This is a genomic window from Salinigranum sp. (assembly GCF_041641895.1).
In the GTDB taxonomy this organism is placed as follows: Archaea; Halobacteriota; Halobacteria; order Halobacteriales; family Haloferacaceae; genus Salinigranum.
The window spans coordinates 20,644-40,714 of the sequence record NZ_JBEPXO010000027.1 but is presented as its reverse complement, the minus strand read 5'-3'; the positions used below and the strand labels follow the sequence as shown (position 1 = coordinate 40,714).

The following is a 20,071-nucleotide window of genomic DNA, read 5'->3' as shown; positions in this document are numbered from 1 at the left end:
AGGTGCTCGACCCGGAGACGTACGAGGCCAAGACCGTATCACGCCCCGACTACTTCGACCCCGCGGCCGAGACGGTTCCCGTGCTCAAGAGTCGAGCGGGACTCCACATCTTGCCGGCCGACGACGGTGAGGCGAGCGAGTAACGGGACGGGCTGCGCAGGCGAGCGCGTGGCGTGGCGAAGAACGGGGAGAGACGGGGACGGAGACGAGGAAGAACGACGGAGTCTGGACCGGAACCGCTGTCGGACGGGACGGTCAGTCGGCGCTGGCGGAAGGATTGTTAAGGGATGTGTGGGAGGCGAACGGTTCACGAACGACGATTCCGTGCCTGCCGAGGGTCCGCACCATCTCGCGCTCCGAGCAGCCGGCCCGGTGGGCGGCCTGTGAGAGGGAGAGCGTTCTGCTGCGGTACAGGGTGAGCGCCGTGTTGAGGGCGTGTGGGTTCATCGTCGTACACTCACCCATACAGGTAGCTAGTTGTTAAGTATACCGTGAGATACCGTCACAGAGCAGTGGTTATTGGCGCACTTACTGCGTCAAATCCCAAATTTTTTCGCGCTTGTGGTGGACATACACGCACAGTAATTAACGTTCGTGTTAGTTACGTCGAGTCCGGTCGAGCAACGCCGACGATTCGTTCTATTCCAGAGAACGTTCGACACGGAGTAGCGTGGGTCTCCGTCACGAAACCGCACGGTAGCGCCGAGACGGAGAGGGTCACTCGCCCCAGACGTCCGAGAGCGGGTGGCGGTCGTCGCGGTCACCGCCAGTCGACGAGGCGGACGTCGATGGGGACGAACGCGACGCTCGGGAGGGAGTGGACGACCCCGACGAGTTTGTGGTCGACGTCGCGGATGTGGACGCCGACCGGGACGAGCGGTCGACGCGACCCGGGGTTGGGGTCGCGTCGACACCGGCGAGCGCGGCCGCCGGGTCGAAGTCGGGGAGGGCCGGCGACCGCATCGCGTCGACCTGCTCGCGGAACCACGGCGGGAGGTCGCTCCGGGCGCGGTCGAACAGGTCCAACAGGCTCGAGTCCGCGAGATACGTCGCCCCGTGGTCGTCGGGCGCGCGGACGACGCGCCCACACGCCTGGATGACCGTCCGGAGCGCGGCGCGGTGGTACCACGACCACTGGCCGTCCTCGAGGCGACGCGCCACGCGCGAGTCGCTCGTGTTGAGGTACGGCGCCTTGCAGAGCACCTGCCAGCGACACAGGTCGCCCTTCAGGTCCAGCGCCTCCTCCATCTTCACCGAGAGGAACAGCGTCGGCTTCGAACTCGCTTTCCACGCGTCTAGCGCGTCGTTGCGGTCGTCGCGCCCGTGAGCGCGGACGCGGGCCCCGACGCCCATCCCCGCGAGTCGCTCGTGGAGGCGCTCCTGGATGCTGTAGGAGTGACAGTGAACGAGTCCCTTCTCGTCGGGGTGTTCGGCCATGAGACGGACGAGCAGGCGAGCGATTTTCGGAACCGTCTCGTCGCGGTGGTCGTACGTCATCTTCCCCTGGGTGACGTCGAACAACGGGCGGTGTTCGAGCGGGAAGGTGTGGGGGACGTCGACGAGCGCGACGCGCGCCGGGTTCAGCCCGACGCCGCGGCAGAACGCTTCCTTGTTCAGAATCGTGGCGGAGAGCAGGGCGAACCGGTTGCCCCGGTCCCAGACGGTGTGTTTCAGGTAGCGCGCGGGGTCGAGCGGCTTGATCGACAGCGAGGTGCCGGCCCCGTCGGGCTGGTCGACGACCCACGTCGTCGGCGACTGGGGGTCGCGGGCGTCGTCGACGAACCACTTCAGCTCCGAGACGAGTTCCTGCAACCGGTCGCGACGGGCCGCCTCGTCGGGCGAGAGTTCGTTCTTCGCCAGGAGGTCGTCCTTGGCGTTCTCACAGACGCCGACGAGCGCGTCGGCGAACCGGACCGTGCGCTCGAGGGGGTCCTCGGCGTCGGCGACGGCGGGTACGCGCAGGTCGTCCCAGACGGGGACCGTGCGCGGGGTCAGGTCGATGGTCGCGTACATCTCGGCCCACTCGGCGAGGCCGTGTGCCTCGTCGACGACGACGACGTCCCGCTTCCGGAAGACGTCCGACCCGGCGGTCTGCATGAAGTACGCGAGCGTCATCGCCGCGATGCGGCGGTTGGAGGCGATGGCGCGCGCCGAGTAGTACGGACAGCGGTGTTTGACCGAGCAGTCGAAGCCGCGCTGGCGGGCACACGGGGCCTGGTTCACTGGCGTCTCCTCCTCGCCGTTCAGGATGCAGGTGTAGTTGCGCTTGCCGCGGATGACCTGGAAGTCGTCGAGCAGAGAGTCGGCGGCGACGTCGTCGAGTTGCGACACCTGCGGCGTGGTGTAGTACGCGTCGGTCGCGTCCCGGGGGCGGGACTCTTCGACAGTCGCCGCCGCGCCGCAGATGGCTCGGGCGAGCAGCGACTTGCCGCTCCCGGTCGGTGCCCGGACGAGCACGACGTCGTTGCCGGCGGCGAACGCGTCGCGGATGTCGACGAGAGCCTGCTCCTGTGCGCCCCGGTGGGAGGGAGCGGGGAACTCGTCGACGATGCGAGCGGGGTCCACACCGGAGCGTCGTCGCTCCGGCGGGTAAATCTAGCGTTCGTCTCCGTCCCCGAGTGCGGCGACGTCCGCGCTCGTCACGTCCCGGTCGTCGGGGAGGCGCTCGATGCAGTCGAAGCAGAGGAAGTGGTCGGTGCCGTCGGCGAGTTCGAGGTCGATGCCGCCCGACGTCTCGCTCGAGAACGTCCAGAAGTCGCCGATGCCGCCGGCGATTCTGACCGTCGACCCGCAGCCGTCACACCGTTGGGAACCCATCGACGGGAGTACGGTGGGACGGCGGATAAGCACGGCGGGAGGGAGAGGAGCTATGTCACGTGACAGCGAACAGCAACTATGGAGGTGAACTGCGCGGGCTGTGCGGGCTGTTGTCTCGACTGGCGGCCCCTCTCGCCCGAACCGCTGGACCACGAACGCCGCGGGGGGCGCGTCCCGCTGGACGACGCGTACAACCTCGTCCCGCTCACCCGCGACGAAGTGAAGCGGTTCGTCGACGCGGGTTACGGCGACGCGCTGACGCCGCGGCTGTTCGAACCGGGCGAGGGGGACGACCGGGTCCGACTCGGCGGCCACGACGTGGCCGCCATCGAGGGGCGCCCGGCCTTCTTCGTCGGCCTGCGGAAGCCGCCGAAACCGGTCACACCGTTCGGGGGTGACCGGCGGTGGCTCCGCGCCTGCGTCTTCCTCGACCCCGAGACGCTGCAGTGCCGTATCCACGGCGCCGACCACTACCCCGGCGAGTGTGCGGACTACCCCGGGCACAACCTCGTCCTCGACCAGGAGACGGAGTGTGAGCGGGTCGAGCGCGTCCACGGCGGGAACCGTCTGGTCGACCGAACCGAGCCACCCACGGGGACGCTCCTCCTGGGACCACAGGCAGTCGGGACGAAGGTGTTCGTCCACCCCGTACCGGACCGACTCGACGACACCGTCGCCCGTCTCGTCCGGGGAGTGCCCCGGGACGCGGACAGGGCGGAGTTCGTCGCGAGCGCCGTCGCGTCGTCGGCCGGGTCGCTCGCCGTCGACGAGTCACGGGTCGCGGCGGTCCGCGACCGGGTGGTGGCGGCGGCGTCGTGGGTCGGACGGGCGTTCGCGGAGTGGGAGTCGGTGGCGGCCCCCTGTGGCGAGGACGCGACGGAAGCGGACACGGGTGTCGAGGACCGCCTCGGCGCGCCGTCGACGCCGGGGTGGGGGGCGGACGGCGGCAAGGGTTAATTCGTTTCGGCCCCGTCGAGCAGTGTATGAAGGTATTCGTGACGGGTGCGAGCGGCTTCGTGGGGAGTCAGCTCGTCCCGGCCCTCCTCGATGCGGGTCACGAGGTGGTCGTCCTGACCCGCGACGCGACGCGGTACGAGGGGCCTCCGGTGGGGCAGGTGATCGAGGGAGACCTGCTCGACCCGGGGTCGTTCCACCTCGTCGACAGGGCGTCTCCGGAGGCGGGAGTCGAGGGGCAGTCGCTCGGCGCACTCCTCCGCGAACTCGGCGTCGAGGCGGCGTACTACCTCGTCCACTCGATGGGGTCGGACGGCGACTTCGAGGCCAGAGACCGGACGGCGGCACGGACGTTCGTCCGCGGACTCGCCGAGGGCGGCGTGCGGCGCATCGTCTACCTCGGCGGGCTGGGTGGCGAGCGCGACCGGTTGTCGCCGCACCTCCAGTCCCGGCGAGAGATCGAACGCATCCTCGCGGAGGGGGAGGCCGAACTGACGACGCTCCGCGCCGCCATCGTCATCGGCGAGGGGAGTGCGAGCTTCGAGCTCATCCGTCAGCTCTCCTCGCGCCTGCCGGTGATGGTGACGCCGCGGTGGGTCGAGACGCCCTGCCAGCCAGTCGCCATCGACGACGTCGTCGCCTACCTCGTCGGCGTGCTCGACGTGGAGGAGACGGTGGGCGGGACGTACGAGGTCGGCGGGCCGGAGGTGCTCACCTACCGCGAGATCATGCGCCGGACGGGCCGGCAACTGGGCCGGGAGCCACGCATCGTCTCGGTGCCCGTGCTGACGCCGCGCCTGTCGGCGTACTGGCTCGACCTCGTGACCGACGTCCCGCGGTCGGTCGCACGACCGCTCATCGAGGGGCTGAAGAACCCCGTCGTGGTGACCGACACCCGCATCCGCGGGCTGGTCGACGTCGACCTGACGCCGTTCGACGTGGCGGTCGCTCGGGCGCTCGGCCGCGATGCCGACGAGGAGACGGTGTCCATCGAGGTGCGCACGCCAGTCGAACCGGACCGGGCAGTCGGGACGGAACCACAGTGACGACCATCGTGAGGCGATGACAGTCGCGAACGAAGACGGCCCGCAGTACGGCGAGACGTGGGTGTACGAGAGCATCGTCGGGGCCCTGCCGGGGGCGTCGCTGTCGGGGACGGCCGCCGTCGCCCTCCAGGTGGCCATCTTCCAAGTCAGCCTGTTCGTCCTCGCGTGGGTGTACGACCTCTGGTCCGTCGTGCCGGCGGGGACGGCCGCCATCGGCGTCGCGGCGGTGGGGAGCGTGCTCATGCTGCGGTTCAGCGCCGCCACCCGACGGCTGGACCTGCCGCCCACGTACAGCCGCTTCCTGTTCGCGTCGGGTGTCGAGGTGGTGCTGGGCGTGCTGGCGTTCGTCGCGCTCGTCACCCACCTGTTCGTCTTCGCCCCCCGGACGGGCGAGCCGACGCTCCTGACGGTGCTGTTCGGACCGGAGCCACCGGTCGTCGTCGTCTACCTGATGCTGCTCGTCCTCTGGGACCTCTGCTATCGCATCGGGACATCGTGGTGGGCGGCGGTGGTCGCCGCCTGGCGCTCTTACCGGTACACGTTCGACGCCGAGACGGGGGCGGCGCTCCGGCGGACCGACGCGACGAACGTCGCGTTCGGCCTGACCCAGGTGGTGCTCCTGCCGTTCCTCACGGGCGAGCCAGTCCTCTTCGCGGCCGTGGCGGGACACGTCGTCGCGGTGACCGGCGTCTCGACAGTCGCGCTGCTGACGGTCGGAACCGAGTGAGGAACGGTCGCGTTACTGCTCTTTGATGCGCTTGAACTGGTCGAGAAGTGCCTCTGTGGACTCGCCGGAGTCGTACTCGAGGGTCCCCTGATACACAACTCGCTCGTCGTCGAAGGCGGCGTCGACCTGCGAGGTCTTCTGTTCACGTCGCTCGTGTTCGTCCTCGTCATAGGCACCCATTGACATGGTACGTTTTGTCTTGGAAAGTTGCCAATATATAGGTTCCGGTGACCATTCGAAACGATAATGAAGATTGCGGTGTCGGCGAACGGTTCGGGCGGACCCGTAGCACGGAACGCATAACCGTCCCGGTCGAGTAGTCACTCTCGTGGCACGACCGCTCCGCTTCCGACACGCCCCCGGTCGCTGGACACTCGACCGGGTCCAGCGCGACATCCTCGCCGACCTCGACGGGAACCTGGGTGCGACGATGTCGCACCCGTGGTACCGCCACCCCGACGGTTACGACGCCCGGCGGTTCGACATGGACAACGGCGACACGGCGCTGTTCGCCTGGACCGGCGACGAGGCCTACTGGGTCGGCAACACCGAGACCCCCTCGGCGCTGTGGCGGACGGACAAGATCGCGCTGGAGGAAGCGCCCGGAGACGTCACCGAGTGGGTGGAGCGGGAACTCCTCGCCGAACTGCACGACCAGTCGCCGTGGCTGGAGCCGTACGACCACCTGTCGTGGTTCTTCCTCCCCGTGTTCTGCTCGAAAGACGGCCGGGAGACGACACGACAGTTCTTCTCCGAGCACGCGGCGGGCTTCCCCGACGCCACCGCCGAGGCGGCGCTGGAGTATTACGAGTCGTTCCTGTCGACCGGCGTGCTGGACCCGTACCGGGAGCTGATGGCGGGGAAACTCGGCACGTCGAGGTCGCTCGACCTGGTCCGGATGACCGCGGCGATGGGGGAGTTCAACGCCGCAAAACTCCTCCACGACGCCGGCTACGCCCTCGAACCAGAAGCGGAGGTGACGACGGGTCACTCGCTCGACTTCCGGGTCGAGAAGCGAGAGACGGTGACGCTCGTCGAGGTGACGCGCCCGCTCCCGCCCAGTCGGCGCACGGCGAACAGCCCGGTTACCGCGGTCCGCGACACGGCGCAGACGAAGACCGACGGCCAGCTGGAGAAACACGCCGGAGGTGCGGTGCTGTTCGTCGACTGTTCCTCGTTCCCGGACGACGACTGGCACGCGGTCCGCGGGGAGCGGCCGGAGGTCAGACATCGGCCGGCCGTCGTCTTCCGGGTGCGACCCGACGGCCGCGTCGACGGCTACACGAAGGGGAGCGCCCCGCTCGACCTGCCGTTCTGACCGTTCATCGCTGGGCGAAAACGCCCACGGAGGGAGCGGCGGTCCCGTAGCTCCGCGGTCGGTGGTCGAAACCGGGGAGCGGCCCCGGGTCCAGAAGAGTCAGGACGAGTGTCGTCTCAGAACGATTCGGGGGTCGGGCCGTCCTCGCCGATGGTGTACACGTCGCGGTCGCTGTAGAAGCGTCGGCCGATGCCCTTGTGCGAGACCGCAGAGTAGAGGGAGGTGGTGACGTCCTCGGCGGACGCGAAGGTCTCCGGACCCAGTCGACCGAGTACGTCGGCGACCGTCTCCGTCCCGTTGGCGAGTTCGATGGTGTGGTCGCCGTGCTGTGTGATGAACTCCTCACTGCTGAGCGGGTACTCGGCCGCGTCGATTGCCTCTTGGGTGCCGTTCAGGCGCATTACATTCATCCCGAACTGCCGCACAACTATAATGGTTTTCCATGTACGACCTTAGTCGCTTGCAAGCCCCTTTGAGTGTTAAAATGCCATGGACTGTCATGACGTAGTTTCTCTCACCCCCCGTCGGGGACGAGATTATGCGAGGCCGACACAAGCGCTTTGCGTCGTGGCACCTCACGGCCGGGTATGACGCGTACCGAGGGGCCCGGAGAGGTCGACGCCGACCTCCACGTCCACACGACGGCGTCGGACGGGACGCTGACCCTCGACGAGGTGCCGGCGGCGGCACGGCGGGCCGGTGTCGACACCGTGGCCATCACCGACCACGACCGGGTCCACCCCGGCCTCAACGCGCCCGTGACCGTCACCGAGGACGTCCGACTCGTCCGGGGCGTGGAACTCCGGGTCGACGCCGGTGACCTCCGCGTCGACCTTCTCGGCTACGCGGTCCGCGACGACGGGGCGCTCGAGCGCGAGTTGGACCGGCTCCAGCGGGACCGCATCGAACGGGCCCGCGCCATCGTCGACTGCGTCGAGGACGAACTGGACGTCACGCTCGCCATCGACCCCGCCGAAGGCGTCGGCCGGCCGCACATCGCGCGGGCGGTCGAGCGGAGCGACGCGCCGTACGACTACCAGGGAGCGTTCGACCACCTCATCGGGAGCGACTGCGCCTGTTACCGCGCCCGCGACCTCCCGACGTTCGAGACGGGGGCCGCGCTCCTCCACGACGCCTGCGCCGTCGTCTCGCTGGCCCACCCGTTCAGATACCGGAACCTCGACCGGGCGCTCGACCTCGCCCGCGACTTGGGCGCGGTGGAGCGCTACTACGCGTACGGACGCCCGGTGGACGCGGCGCGAGTCGAACGTGTCGTCCGCGAGGCCGACCTCCTCCGGACGGGGGGGAGCGACGCCCACGACCGGACGCTCGGCCGAGCAGGGCTCTCCGGCGAGGAGGCGGGGTCGTTCCTCGCGCGCATCGACGGCGACTCGTGACCGACGCGGGGCCCGGACGACGCGCCCGCGGACCCACCAAGCGTGCCGGAGAAGGCAGGCTTATCCCGCCGGGGTTCGGAGTGCAACTATGCGCTGTCACTACTGCGACCGGGAGGCCGCGTACGCCGCCGAGAAGGACGGGGTGAAGGTCGGCCTCTGCGACACACACTTCCACGAGCGGCTTGAGACGCTCGCGGAGTCAGAGGAGCTCTCGGCCCTCCGGGAGCAACTCGACATCGACCGCACCGAGTAGCGGCCCCACTCTTCTCGTCGACACGTCCGACGGAACGCTTATCCCTCGGCCGATGAGTTACCGCGTCAATGGAGACCGGAAGTGGCGTCCGCTGCCGGTCGGGCGGGAACGACGACGACGGCCAGCGCCGTGACCGGACCGGGCGGAGCACACGTCGACAGCCGATGGAGCGTGGGCAGCCGTGATGAGCGTCACCTTCTGGGTGCTGGTCGTGCTCGCGACGGTGACGGGGCTGGCAACGGCGTGGGCCCTCGGGGCGAACAGCAACTCACCGCCCTTCGCGCCCGCCATCGGCGCCAACGCCATCTCGACGATGCGTGCCGCCTTCCTCATCGGCATCCTGGCGGCGCTCGGGGCGCTCGCACAGGGGGGGAGCATCTCCGAGACGGTCGGCGCCGGGTTGATAGACGGCGTCGCCATCACGTCGCTCGCGGCGACGGCGGGACTGCTGACCGCGACGGCGTTCATGGCGTTCGGTGTCTACACCGGCTACCCGGTCCCCGCCGCGTTCGCCACGACGGGCGCGATGGTCGGCGTCGGGCTGTCGCTGGGTGGGACGCCCGCGTTCGACACCTACCGGCGCATCGCGACGTTCTGGATACTCGTCCCGCCAGTGTCGGGCGGGCTGGCGTACCTCACGGCGACCGTCCTCCGGCGGGACGACATCCCCGAGACGGTCGGGGTACCGCTTCTGGCGGCCGTCGTTGGCGGAATCGTCGCCAACGTCCGGCTGAGTGTCATCCCGGACCCCGCCGGGGGTGACCAGGGGTCGCTCGCGGCGTTCGTCGGGAGCGCCGTCGAGACGCCCCCGGTGCTGGGCGTGGAACTCGACGTCCTCGTGGTGACGCTCGTCGCCGCGGCCCTGAGCTTCCGGTTCATCCAGCGCCGCACGCAGGAGTCGGTCGACCGCGGCGTCCGGACCTTTCTGGTCCTCCTGGGGAGCGTCGTCGCGTTCTCCAGCGGGGGGAGTCAGGTGGGACTGGCGACCGGCCCCCTCGAGAACCTCTACCGGGCCGAACTCGGCCTCCCGGGCATCGCCCTGTTGGCGGTGGGCGCGACCGGAATCCTCGGCGGGGCGTGGATGGGTGCACCGCGACTCCTCCAGGCGACTTCCCGCGAGTACGCCCAGCTCGGGGTGCGGCGCTCCATCGCGGCCCTCGTCCCGGGTTTCATCATCGCGCAGGCCGCCATCGCGCTCGGCATCCCCATCTCGTTCAACAACATCATCATCTCGGGCGTCATCGGCGGCGGCCTCGCCGGCGGATCGGCGGGCGTCTCGCGCCGGAAGATCGGCGTGACGCTCCTCTTCTGGGTCCTGACGCTCGTCACGTCCGTGGCTGTGGGGTTCGGCCTCTACCGCGCCTTCGCCGTCGCGCTCGGCGGCTGAGCCGGGTCAGCGGACGACCGTCACCGTCACGGGGGCCTCACCCACGACGACGGTGGCGACGGTTCCGAGCAGTCGGCGCGCGAGGTCGCTCTTCGTCCCGCCGTGGCCGCCCATGACGACGTGGTCGACGTCGTGCGCCTCGACGTACGCGAGGATGGTCTCGGCCGGGTCACCCGTCTCGACTGCCGTCTCGACCACGCCGTCGAGTTCGGTCGCCCGCTGCTCGGCGCGGGCGACGAGCGTCTCCGCGCGGTCACGCGCGTCGGCCAGTCGCTCGTCGTCGGGGGTGAGTACGCCCCCCTCGCTCATCCCCGAGTCGAGCGGCTGAACCACGTTCAACACGGTCGTCCGACAGTCGAACGTCTCCAGCGCGTGGACCAGCGCCTGGTCCGCCAGGGGAGAGCCGTCGAGCGGGACGAGCACGTGAGAGGGAGGCATCGACTCACACGTGGGCGGGCGCGTGCAAGGAGCGTTTCGGTTCGTACACCCGTTCAGAACAGGAGTGACGACCCGGCGAAGTAGAGTGCGGCCAGTACCGACTCGAAGACCAGGGTACCAGCAGCGGAGTAGACGACGAACTGTCGGTCGTCCATCTCGGCGAACCCCGCCGGGACGGTGAGCATACCACGGGTGAACAGCAGCGCGTTGCTCACCGGCACCGCGACGGGGCCCCAGCGGTCGAACCAGCGGTCGAAGCGGTCCAGCCGTTCGGGGGAGATACGGAACCAGCGCTTCTCCTCGAGGTACGCCCGGCCGCCGCGCTTTGCGGCGAGAAACAGCGCGTACTGCCCGAGCGTCGCGCCGAGGACGGCGACTGCCAGTACGGGGAGCAGCGCGTCGGCGCCGAGGAGGACGATGGAGCCGGGGACGATGAGTTCGCTCGGCATGAAGTACATCAGCATCGCTCCCTCGAGGACGAACACGCCGAACAGCGCGACGAGCGCCCACTCCGAGTCGAGGAGCGCACGGAGGGTCGGGGGCATCTCGCCGACGAACTGGGCGAACACCGGGGGCGAGATGAGTTCCATCGTCCGGTGCTCACAGTGGCGACGGTCAAATCCGTTGTGGTCCGGGTCGCGGATGCGAGAGCGAGAACGGACGGGAGAGGTGAGGACGGGCGCGTTAGGGACGAGCGGGGAGCGAGTCTACGACACGACGGGAGGAACGGGGCGGCGCGGAACGATGCGTCTTTGACACGCACCGTCTAACCCACGCGCATGAACCTCACCGACCGCCCGCGACGGCTCCGGACGGACGGCGTCCGGCCGCTCGTCTCCGAGACGAGCGTGGAAGCCACGGACCTCATGGCACCGGTCTTCGTCGACGCCACCGCCGACGAGCGCGTCCCCATCGAGTCGATGCCGGGACACGAGCGTGTCCCGGTGGACGAGGTGGTCGCGCGGGTCCAGGAGGTACGAGACACCGGCGTGCGGGCGGTGATGCTGTTCGGCATCCCCGAATCGAAAGACCCCGAGGGGTCACGGGCGTGGGCCGAGGACGGCGTGGTTCAGGAGGCCACGCGGCGCATCACTCGCGAGACGGACGCGTACGTCGTCACGGACGTCTGCCTGTGCGAGTACACCGACCACGGTCACTGTGGGCTACTGGAGCCTCACGCACGCGAAGAGGGGAACCTGACCGTCGACAACGACGCGACCCTGGAACTGCTCGCACGCACCGCCCGGTCACACGCCGCGGCCGGCGCGGACATGGTCGCGCCGAGCGGGATGATGGACGGGATGGTCGGCACGATTCGCGAAGCGCTCGACGCGGCGGGGCACCAGGACGTCGCGGTCATGTCGTACGCTGCGAAGTACGAGTCGGCCTTCTACGGGCCGTTCCGCGACGCGGCGGACGGCGCACCGGCGTTCGGTGACCGCCGCCACTACCAGATGGACCCCGCGAACGCCCGGGAGGCGCTCAGAGAGGTCAGACTGGACGTCGAGCAGGGTGCAGACGTGCTGATGGTGAAGCCCGCTCTGCCCTACCTCGACGTCGTCCACCGCGTCAGGACGGAGTTCGACCACCCGGTGGCGGCGTACAACGTCTCCGGAGAGTACGCGATGCTGCACGCCGCCGCCGAGAAGGGGTGGCTCTCGCTAGAGGAGACGGCCCTCGAGTCGCTCCTCTCTATCAAGCGAGCGGGCGCGGACCTCATCCTGACCTACTTCGCCGAGGACGTCGCCGACCACCTCTGAGCGGTCTCCCACACTCGTCCAGCGAGGGGTGGCGGCGCGGGCGCGCACAGCGTCCCGTCGGACGGGAGAGCGCGTCGATGAACGTCCAGATTCTCGTGCAACATTTGCGTTCGTTCGCAACGAATCCGGACCTTATACACATATTATTGTTCCCCATATTAGACGTTCGTATATTAATCGGAGAATGAATGGACGTTTGTCAACACTATGATTTATGTATTCCCTGTTCATGACGATGAGGCGTGATGCAGATGTCCAATCCACTGTGTATCGGACCAGAAATAGACGTTCGTCCAGGAGGTGAACGGGCGTGACCGTCGACCTGCTCCTCCAGCTCGACGCGGGCGCCATCGCCAACGGCGTCAACAACGTCTGGATCCTCGTGGTCTGTTTCCTCATCTTCTTCATGCAGCCGGGGTTCGCGCTGCTCGAAGCGGGACAGGTCCGCGCGAAGAACGTCGGGAACGTCCTGATGAAGAACATGACCGACTGGACGCTCGGAGTCCTCGTGTTCTTCGCCATCGGGGCCGGCGTCAGCTCCATCGTGGGGATGCTGACTGCACCCGGCACGGCACTCGACGTCGGGAGCGCGTTCGCGTACATCAACGACCCGACGGCGTACATCGGCTGGTTCTTCGGCGCGGTGTTCGCGATGACCGCCGCGACCATCGTCTCCGGGGCCGTCGCCGGGCGCATGAACTTCTCGGCGTACGTCTTCGTCGCGGCGGCGATGACGGCGTTCATCTACCCCGTCGTGACCGGGATGACGTGGGCCGGCGGCCTCCTCTCGGGGAGCGGCTACGTCGGGCAGGCGCTCGGGACAGGCTACCTCGACTTCGCGGGTGCGACGGTCGTCCACATGGTCGGTGGCATCGCCGGCCTCGTGGGCGCGAAGATGGTCGGCCCGCGTCAGGGCCGGTTCGACGAGAACGGCAACTCCACGCCGATTCCCGGTCACTCCATGCTGCTCGCGGTGCTTGGGACGCTGTTCCTCGCGTTCGGCTGGTACGGCTTCAACGTCGGCACGCAGGCGACGGTCCTCTCCGCCAACGACGGGACGCTCACGTTCATGGGCGGCGCGCTCGGTCAGGTCGTGCTGAACACGACGCTGGGCATGGCGGCCGGCGGCGTGGCCGCGATGATCGTCTCCGCGGCCTGGCAGGGCAAGCCCGACCCGCTGTGGGCGGCGAACGGACTCCTCGCGGGACTGGTCGCAGTCACCGGCGCGGTCCCGCACGTCACGTGGTGGGGCGGCGTCATCCTCGGCGCCATCGCCGGCGCGCTCGTGCTGCCGACGTTCCGCTGGGTCGTCGACTCGCTGAAGATCGACGACGTCTGCGGCGTCTTCGTCGTCCACGGGAGCGCGGGTGCCATCGGGACCGCACTCATCCCGGTGTTCGGTGTCACCGCGTCCGGCGGCTACACGTTCCTCGGCGTGAACCAGCTCGTCATGCAGGTCGTCGGCGTGCTCGTCATCGGCACCTGGACCGTGCTGGCGACCATCGTCGCGTTCAGCGTCGCCGGCGCCCTCTTCGGCCTCCGCGTCTCGGAGGAGGAGGAGGAACTCGGCCTCGACGAGAGCGAACACGGCGTGTCGGTCTACCCCGAGTTCGTCCCCAACCAGTCGTCGTCCGAGCGGCCGACCGTGACCGCCGACGGGGGCGTCCGCACCGACGGAGGTGAGCACGAATGAGCGACTCGGACATCGAGATGGTCGTCGCCGTCGTCCGCCCCGACAGACTGGGCGAGGTGAAGAAGGCGCTCGCGGAGGCGGGAGCGCCCTCGCTGACGGTCACGAACGTCTCGGGTCGCGGCTCTCAGCCGGCGAAGAAGGGCCAGTGGCGCGGCGAGGAGTACACCGTCGACCTCCACCAGAAGGTGAAAGTCGAGTGCGTCGTCGCGGACATCCCCGCCGACGACGTGGTCAAGGCCATCGCCGACGCGGCCCACACCGGCGAGAAGGGCGACGGGAAGATATTCGTCCTGCCCGTCTCCGACGCCGTCCAGATTCGCACCGGGACGGCCGGCACGGAAGCCGTCTGAGCGGGCCAGTCACCCGCACCCGTCGACGACGATTTCTTCACCGACACCGACTGCGGAGCGTCGTCCGTCCGCTGTCGGCGCGCGCGCCGCTCGCGCGACGGCTCGTGTCCTTCGACGCCGCCGCGAAGAGGGTCGACGTACGTCCAGTTCCGTGGCAACATTTGTGATCGAAAGCTCATAGATACGACCTTATATACCATATATCTGATTTCAGATTAGACGGATGACCATTAAGGCCACCGTATTTCCGCGTTTGTAAAGACCAATCATTATATACTCGGATGTAGATACGTACTCTCGTGTTCCGCGGTACAAATCCGCGGAAATATTGGAAAATCATGACCAATTGTCCAAGCCTTACGATCGACGCACCACCCGCGGAGGTATCGTCCCAATGAACGTGAACGTCCTGATGCAGTCGGACCTCGCAGCCATCGTCGAGGCGGTGAACCTCGTGTGGGTCCTCACCGTCACGTTCCTCATCTTCTTCATGCACGCCGGCTTCGCCATGCTCGAAGCCGGGCAGGTGCGCTCGAAGAACGTTGCGAACCAGTTGACGAAGAACCTGCTCACCTGGTCGGTGGGCGTGATCACCTTCTTCCTCGTCGGTGCCGCCATCTCGACTATCGTCGGTGGTGCCACCGGCGGTGGCTCGTACTCGGTCGGCGGCGCGTTCACGGACATCTGGTACCCCGGTGAGTCCACGGCGTGGGTCGGCTGGCTCTTCGGCGCGGTGTTCGCGATGACCGCCGCGACCATCGTCTCCGGGGCCGTCGCGGGCCGCGCGAAACTCCGCGCGTACGTCGCGTACACCATCGCGCTCGCCGCCGTCATCTACCCGGTCGTCGTCGGCTTTACCTGGGCCGGCGGCTTCCTCTCGAACTTCCACGACTTCGCGGGCGGCATGATCGTCCACGGCATGGGCGGCATCGCCGGCCTCACCGCGGCGTGGATCATCGGCCCGCGCATGGACCGCTTCAACGAGGACGGCTCGGTGAACGTCATCCCCGGCCACTCGCTGACCTTCGCCGTGCTCGGCACCCTGGTACTGGCGTTCGGCTGGTACGGCTTCAACGTCGGCACCGCCGCCGCGCCGCTCGCCATGGCGGACGACGGCAGCGTCACCCTCGGCTCGTTCAGCTACGTGGGTCGCGTCGCGCTCACCACGACGCTCGCGATGGGCGCGGGCGCCATCGGCGCCGCCGCGCTCTCGGTCGTGAAGACCGGCAAGGTCGACACGCTCTACGTCGCCAACGGTCTCCTCGCGGGCCTCGTCGGCATCACCTCGGTGACCGACGCCGTCGTCTGGCCGGGCGCGCTCGTCATCGGCCTGCTGGCCGGCGCACAGCTGCCCATCGTCTTCGAGTTCGTCGAGAAGCGCCTCAAAATCGACGACGTCTGTGCGGTGTTCCCGGTCCACGGCTCCGCCGGGGTGCTCGGTGCGGTGCTGTTCCCGTTCTTCAGCGTCGACGGGTTCACCGTCGGCTCGCTGGTGAACCAGGTCGTCGGCGTGGCCGTCATCGCGCTGTGGACGTTCGCCGCGACGGCGACGGTGTTCACCGTCCTGAAGGCCATCGGCCAGGCGCGCGTCACCCCCGAACACGAGCGGGCCGGCCTCGACACCTCCGAACACGGCGTCGACACCTACCCCGAGTTCGGCAAGCCCGACGTCGCCGCCGACGGCGGCATCAGCTTTGAGTCGGACGACGTCGTCCGGACGGACGGAGGCTCCGAAGAATGACAGACAGCGAAATCGAGATGGTCGTCGCGATGATTCGTCCCGAGAAACTCGGCGAGGTGAAGAAGGCGCTCGCGGAGGTCGGCGCACCGTCGCTGACGGTCACGAACGTCTCGGGCCGCGGCTCACAGCCGGCGAAGAAGGGCCAGTGGCGCGGCGAGGAGTACACCGTCGACCTCCACCAGAAGGTGAAGGTCGAGTGCGTCGTCGCCGACGTCCCGGCCGACGACGTCATCGACGCCATCAGCGACGCCGCCAACACCGGCGAGAAGGGCGACGGGAAGATATTCGTCCTGCCCGTCTCCGACGCCGTCCAGATTCGTACCGGGAAGCGCGGTCCCGAAGCGGTCTGAGGCGACGGCCGACCCGACTCCGTTCTCGACATCTTTCGACACGCTGCCCGACAGTGGCGACACTACCAAGTCAGGGCCAACCCAAGCGGGGTCATGAACTACGCTCGCTCCGGTGGTGACCCATGAACCACGACCGCTCCCGCGCCCTGTACGACCGGGCGCTCTCCGTGATGCCCGGCGGCGTCAACTCCTCCGTCCGTGCGACCCGTCCGTACCCGTTCTTCGTCGAGCGCGGCGACGGCGCCCACGTCGTCGACGCCGACGGCAACCGCTACATCGACTACGTGATGGGGTACGGCCCGCTGCTGTACGGCCACGACATGCCCGACCCCGTCCGCGCGGCCGTCCAGTCGTACGCCTCCGAGGGCCCGATGTACGGCGCGCCCACGGAGATCGAGGTCGACCACGCGGAGTTCGTCGCTCGCCACGTCCCCTCGGTGGAGATGATCCGGTTCGTCAACTCCGGCACCGAAGCCACAGTCTCCGCCGTCCGACTCGCCCGCGGCTACACCGGGCGGGACAAAATCGTCGTCATGCAGGGCGGCTACCACGGCGCACAGGAGTCGACGCTCGTCGAGGGCGGCCCCGAGAACCCCCGCCCCTCCACCGCAGGAATCCCCGAGTCGTTCGCCGAGCACACCATCCCGGTGCCGTTCAACGACGAGGAGACGGTCGAGGACGTGTTCGAAGAACACGGTCACGACATCGCGGGCGTCCTAGTCGAGCCAATCCTCGGGAACTACGGCATCGTCCAACCAGTCGAGGGCTACCACGAGACCCTGCGCGAACTGTGTGACGACCACGGCTCCCTCCTCGTGTTCGACGAGGTCATCACCGGCTTCCGGGTCGGCGGCCTCGGCTGTGCGCAGTCGAAACTCGGCGTCACGCCCGACGTGACGACGTTCGGGAAGATCATCGGCGGTGGGTTCCCCGTCGGCGCCATCGGCGGCAAGGCGGAGATACTCGAGTCGTTCACCCCGTCCGGCGACGTCTTCCAGTCCGGCACCTTCTCCGGCCACCCGGTGACGATGGCGGCGGGCCACGCGTACCTCACCTACGCCGCCGAGAACGACGTGTACGACCACGTCGACGAACTCGGGGAGACGCTCCGGGCGGGCATCACCGACATCTGCGAGGAGCGCGCGCCGGAGTACACCGTCGTCGGCACCGACTCGATGTTCAAGACTGTCTTCACCAGGCGGGCACCTAGCAGCCTCGGCGACCAGTGTTCCAGCGGCTGTGAGCAGCGGACCGACTGCCCGCGGTTCGACCACTGCCCGAAGACCGGTCACGACGTCGCCGACGCCGAGACCGAACGCTGGGAGCGCGTCTTCTGGCAGGAGATGAAGGACCAGGGCATGTTCCTCACGGCCAACCAGTTCGAGTCGCAGTTCGTCTCCTACGCCCACACCGAGGAGGACGTCGAGGCGACGCTCGAAGCGTACAAGGAGGCGCTCTGATCGGCCGTCTCCCGGGACGCACCGTCCGACCGCGTTCCGAGGTCGGACCGCTCCGGGCCGTGTGACGAGAACCTATATCGGTACAGGCGCGTGTGACTCGGCATGGAGCAGTTCGAGGGAACGATACTCGCCGGGGAGTCGTTCGAGCCGATTCGCGGCCGCGTCGTCGTGGAGGACGGCCGCATCGAGGCCGTCGAGCGAACCGACACGACGTCGACGGACATCGTCCTCCCGGCGTTCGTCAACGCCCACACCCACATCGGGGACTCGGTCGCGAAGGAGGCGGCGGTCGGTCTCTCTCTCGACGAGGCCGTCGCGCCGCCGGACAGTCTGAAACACCGACGGCTGGCGGCCGCGAGCAGGACAGAGCTCGTGACCGCGATTCGTCGGACCCTGCGGTTCATGGAAGGGACGGGGACCACCGCGTTCCTCGACTTCCGCGAGTCGGGCGTCGAGGGCGCCCGCGCGCTCCGCGAGGCCGCACGGGGGCAGTCCATCGACGCGTTCGTCTTCGGGAGCGACGACCCGTCGGTGCTCGAGGTGGCCGACGGCTTCGGCGCGAGCGGCGCGGCCGACGACGATTTTACCGAACGGCGCGCTGCGGCCCGCGAGGCAGACGTCCCGTTCGCCATCCACGCCGGCGAACCGAACGCCGACGACATCCACCCCGCGCTCGACCTGGAGCCGGACCTCCTCGTCCACATGGTCCACGCCGGACCGGAACATCTGGCCCGCGTCGCCGAGGGCGAGATACCCATCGCGGTGTGTCCGCGGGCGAACCTCGTGCTCGGCGTGGGTCGGCCACCGCTCCGGGACCTACTCGACCACACGACCGTTGCCCTCGGGACGGACAACGTCATGCTCAACGCGCCGTCGATGTTCCGGGAGATGGCGTACACCGCCAAGTCCTTCGACGTGACGTCCCGGGAGGTGCTCCGGATGGCGACGACGGCCGGGTGCGAGGTCATCGACCGGAACGCCGGTGTCGTCGAACCCGGTCGAGCCGCGGACCTCCTCGTGCTCGACGGGGATTCGGACAACCTCGCGGGGTGTACCGACCCACTGCACGCCGTCGTCCGCCGTGCGGGGGCGAGCGACGTCGAGACGGTCGTGTCGTCATCGGGCGACTGAACGCCCAGTCTGTGGGGGCGCACTCGTGATCTACGGCCGTCGGCGGGGCCCGTCGACCGACGCGTCCGTCACGGAATCGGAGTGGGTGGTCGTGCTGTACGGGACGACCCGACCGAGAGAGTTGAGTTCACGGACGCCCTCCGACCCCACATGAGCCCTCCACGCGACGAAGACGGTGACCGAGACGACGTCGACGAACCGTCGTCGGTCGAGTTCGACCCGCCCACGGGGACCGACGCCGCGAACGGCGACGAGAGAACCGAATCCGGTCGGGGCGGCGGGACGGTCACCCCGTCGGAGGGGTCCGCAGACGCCTCCGAGACGACGAGCGAGAGCCTCCGGCGGACGCTCGACGACCTGCTCCCCGAGGCGAGCGTCGACTCGAAGTGGTGGTACTGGATCGCCGCGGTGCCGCTGTACTTCGTCGTTACCCTCGTCGGAGGGGCAGTCGCCGCCGGCCTGTTCGTCTTCGCGGGCCTGCTCGACGTGGTGGGGTTCGGCGGACTGGCGAGTCTCTCGACGTTCGTCCTCCTGGGTGGCGTCGCCGCACTGTTCGGTCTCGTCGGCGTCGCAATCGCGTTCGCGTTTCCCGTCGCGATGTACGTCGACGCCCGGGCGGTCGAACGAGAGGGTCGAGAGTGGGCGCCGGACCCCGTCCTCTGGGGGCTGCTCGCCGTCGTCGCCGTCCTCGTGACGAACTTCGTGGTGAGCGTCCCGCTCGCGCTGTACTACCTCTACAGGCGGCACGAGGAACTCGGCACCCCGTGAGGAGAACCCGGGCGCGCTACGAGCGCGACCGGAGGAGAACCCGGGCGCGGAACGCCCGCCACAGCGTCGGCGACGTGAGCGCGACACCGACGCCGACCGAGAGGAGCCACCAGCCGGTTGCGGCCGCGACGGAGACGAGCACGGCACCGTCGTCGAGCGGGAGGAAGACGAAGCCGACGACGGACCCCACCGTGACGACGACGCCGCAGAGCCACGCGCGGCCGACCAGTCGCCAGGAGAACCGGCCGACGGACCAGTAGACGACGCTGGTGAGGACCGCGGCGACGGCCGGGACGAGCCACGGCGGGAGTCGCTGGCCGGTGGCGGCCGAGAGGACGGGACGGAGCGGGCTCGTCACCGAGCCGAGGCCGGCCCAGAGCAGGACGAATCGGACGAACTCGCCGACCGCACCGGCGAGTCGGTCGAGCGGGTCGGCCGTCATCGGAGGGGACGGCGGCGGACGTGAGGGGAGGGTGCGCGG

Annotated in this window: 23 protein-coding genes; 15 read left to right on the top strand and 8 right to left on the bottom strand. The window is 68.7% G+C overall.

What is annotated here, in order from left to right:
* Window positions 1-255 precede the first annotated feature (255 nt).
* The 3 genes from ACESK5_RS07880 to ACESK5_RS07870 form a co-directional block, all read right to left on the bottom strand.
* Window positions 256-447, bottom strand: a complete 192-nt coding sequence (locus ACESK5_RS07880; protein WP_372911007.1) for a UPF0175 family protein — start codon at window positions 445-447, stop codon at window positions 256-258.
* Between the two features lie 270 nt (window positions 448-717).
* Window positions 718-2,565: a helicase C-terminal domain-containing protein gene (locus tag ACESK5_RS07875; RefSeq protein ID WP_372911005.1), complete on the bottom strand. Its 1,848-nt coding sequence runs from the start codon at window positions 2,563-2,565 to the stop codon at window positions 718-720.
* 30 nt (window positions 2,566-2,595) lie between these two features.
* Complete coding sequence (locus tag ACESK5_RS07870; RefSeq protein ID WP_372911004.1) at window positions 2,596-2,817, bottom strand: hypothetical protein; 222 nt, start codon at window positions 2,815-2,817, stop codon at window positions 2,596-2,598.
* A gap of 78 nt (window positions 2,818-2,895) precedes the next feature.
* Between ACESK5_RS07870 and ACESK5_RS07865 the strand changes: the two genes are divergently transcribed.
* From ACESK5_RS07865 to ACESK5_RS07855, 3 genes are read left to right on the top strand one after another with little or no spacing between them, the layout of a single operon-like run.
* On the top strand, window positions 2,896-3,774 hold the full coding sequence (locus tag ACESK5_RS07865) for a YkgJ family cysteine cluster protein (protein WP_372911003.1): 879 nt from the start codon (window positions 2,896-2,898) through the stop codon (window positions 3,772-3,774).
* Window positions 3,775-3,800: 26 nt separating this feature from the next.
* The gene (locus ACESK5_RS07860; RefSeq protein WP_372911002.1) at window positions 3,801-4,817 is read left to right on the top strand and encodes an NAD(P)H-binding protein; all 1,017 of its coding nucleotides are present in this window, start codon (window positions 3,801-3,803) and stop codon (window positions 4,815-4,817) included.
* Window positions 4,818-4,833: 16 nt separating this feature from the next.
* Window positions 4,834-5,544 carry a hypothetical protein gene (locus ACESK5_RS07855; RefSeq protein WP_372911001.1) on the top strand — a complete coding sequence of 237 codons (711 nt, stop codon included), beginning with the start codon at window positions 4,834-4,836 and terminating at the stop codon, window positions 5,542-5,544.
* 12 nt (window positions 5,545-5,556) lie between these two features.
* Here the strand turns inward: ACESK5_RS07855 and ACESK5_RS07850 are convergent, their stop codons facing one another.
* The gene (locus tag ACESK5_RS07850; RefSeq protein WP_372911000.1) at window positions 5,557-5,730 is read right to left on the bottom strand and encodes a DUF5786 family protein; all 174 of its coding nucleotides are present in this window, start codon (window positions 5,728-5,730) and stop codon (window positions 5,557-5,559) included.
* A gap of 142 nt (window positions 5,731-5,872) precedes the next feature.
* Between ACESK5_RS07850 and ACESK5_RS07845 the strand changes: the two genes are divergently transcribed.
* Entirely contained in the window at window positions 5,873-6,862 is a 990-nt protein-coding gene (locus ACESK5_RS07845) for a DUF5784 family protein (protein WP_372910999.1), read from the top strand.
* A gap of 116 nt (window positions 6,863-6,978) precedes the next feature.
* On the opposite strand, the gene ACESK5_RS07840 is transcribed toward ACESK5_RS07845, so the two are convergent.
* Window positions 6,979-7,263, bottom strand: a complete 285-nt coding sequence (locus ACESK5_RS07840; RefSeq protein WP_372910998.1) for a DUF2795 domain-containing protein — start codon at window positions 7,261-7,263, stop codon at window positions 6,979-6,981.
* 186 nt (window positions 7,264-7,449) lie between these two features.
* On the opposite strand from ACESK5_RS07840, the gene ACESK5_RS07835 reads away from it, so the two are divergent.
* The 3 genes from ACESK5_RS07835 (at window position 7,450) to ACESK5_RS07825 (ending at window position 9,899) form a co-directional block, all read left to right on the top strand.
* The gene (locus ACESK5_RS07835; protein ID WP_372910997.1) at window positions 7,450-8,259 is read left to right on the top strand and encodes a PHP domain-containing protein; all 810 of its coding nucleotides are present in this window, start codon (window positions 7,450-7,452) and stop codon (window positions 8,257-8,259) included.
* Between the two features lie 88 nt (window positions 8,260-8,347).
* Window positions 8,348-8,512 (top strand): DUF6757 family protein, encoded by a 165-nt coding sequence (locus ACESK5_RS07830; protein ID WP_201740311.1) that lies wholly within the window; start codon window positions 8,348-8,350, stop codon window positions 8,510-8,512.
* 184 nt (window positions 8,513-8,696) lie between these two features.
* Window positions 8,697-9,899, top strand: a complete 1,203-nt coding sequence (locus ACESK5_RS07825; protein ID WP_372910996.1) for an anion permease — start codon at window positions 8,697-8,699, stop codon at window positions 9,897-9,899.
* A gap of 6 nt (window positions 9,900-9,905) precedes the next feature.
* Here ACESK5_RS07825 and ACESK5_RS07820 read toward each other — a convergent pair whose 3' ends face one another.
* Together ACESK5_RS07820 and ACESK5_RS07815 are read right to left on the bottom strand one after the other, a co-directional pair.
* Complete coding sequence (locus ACESK5_RS07820; protein ID WP_372910995.1) at window positions 9,906-10,337, bottom strand: universal stress protein; 432 nt, start codon at window positions 10,335-10,337, stop codon at window positions 9,906-9,908.
* A gap of 53 nt (window positions 10,338-10,390) precedes the next feature.
* Window positions 10,391-10,927 carry a DedA family protein gene (locus ACESK5_RS07815; RefSeq protein WP_372910994.1) on the bottom strand — a complete coding sequence of 179 codons (537 nt, stop codon included), beginning with the start codon at window positions 10,925-10,927 and terminating at the stop codon, window positions 10,391-10,393.
* Between the two features lie 189 nt (window positions 10,928-11,116).
* On the opposite strand from ACESK5_RS07815, the gene hemB reads away from it, so the two are divergent.
* From hemB to ACESK5_RS07775, 8 genes are all read left to right on the top strand, one after another.
* Window positions 11,117-12,097 (top strand): porphobilinogen synthase, encoded by a 981-nt coding sequence (gene hemB / locus ACESK5_RS07810; protein WP_372910993.1) that lies wholly within the window; start codon window positions 11,117-11,119, stop codon window positions 12,095-12,097.
* 310 nt (window positions 12,098-12,407) lie between these two features.
* Entirely contained in the window at window positions 12,408-13,790 is a 1,383-nt protein-coding gene (locus tag ACESK5_RS07805; protein ID WP_372910992.1) for an ammonium transporter, read from the top strand.
* Complete coding sequence (locus ACESK5_RS07800) at window positions 13,787-14,140, top strand: P-II family nitrogen regulator (RefSeq protein ID WP_372910991.1); 354 nt, start codon at window positions 13,787-13,789, stop codon at window positions 14,138-14,140. Before ACESK5_RS07805 ends, ACESK5_RS07800 begins: the two co-directional genes overlap by 4 nt.
* 412 nt (window positions 14,141-14,552) lie before the next feature.
* Window positions 14,553-15,881 (top strand): ammonium transporter, encoded by a 1,329-nt coding sequence (locus ACESK5_RS07795; RefSeq protein WP_372911006.1) that lies wholly within the window; start codon window positions 14,553-14,555, stop codon window positions 15,879-15,881.
* On the top strand, window positions 15,878-16,231 hold the full coding sequence (locus ACESK5_RS07790; protein WP_372910990.1) for a P-II family nitrogen regulator: 354 nt from the start codon (window positions 15,878-15,880) through the stop codon (window positions 16,229-16,231). The genes ACESK5_RS07795 and ACESK5_RS07790 overlap by 4 nt, the downstream gene beginning before the upstream one ends.
* 122 nt (window positions 16,232-16,353) lie before the next feature.
* Entirely contained in the window at window positions 16,354-17,691 is a 1,338-nt protein-coding gene (locus tag ACESK5_RS07785; RefSeq protein WP_372910989.1) for a glutamate-1-semialdehyde 2,1-aminomutase, read from the top strand.
* Between the two features lie 102 nt (window positions 17,692-17,793).
* Entirely contained in the window at window positions 17,794-18,822 is a 1,029-nt protein-coding gene (locus tag ACESK5_RS07780; RefSeq protein ID WP_372910988.1) for an amidohydrolase family protein, read from the top strand.
* A 150-nt stretch (window positions 18,823-18,972) separates the two neighbouring features.
* Window positions 18,973-19,590, top strand: a complete 618-nt coding sequence (locus ACESK5_RS07775) for a hypothetical protein (RefSeq protein WP_372910987.1) — start codon at window positions 18,973-18,975, stop codon at window positions 19,588-19,590.
* 16 nt (window positions 19,591-19,606) lie between these two features.
* Here ACESK5_RS07775 and ACESK5_RS07770 read toward each other — a convergent pair whose 3' ends face one another.
* A complete protein-coding gene (locus ACESK5_RS07770; protein ID WP_372910986.1) occupies window positions 19,607-20,032 on the bottom strand; it encodes a hypothetical protein in 426 nt (141 codons plus the stop codon).
* Window positions 20,033-20,071: the final 39 nt, after the last annotated feature.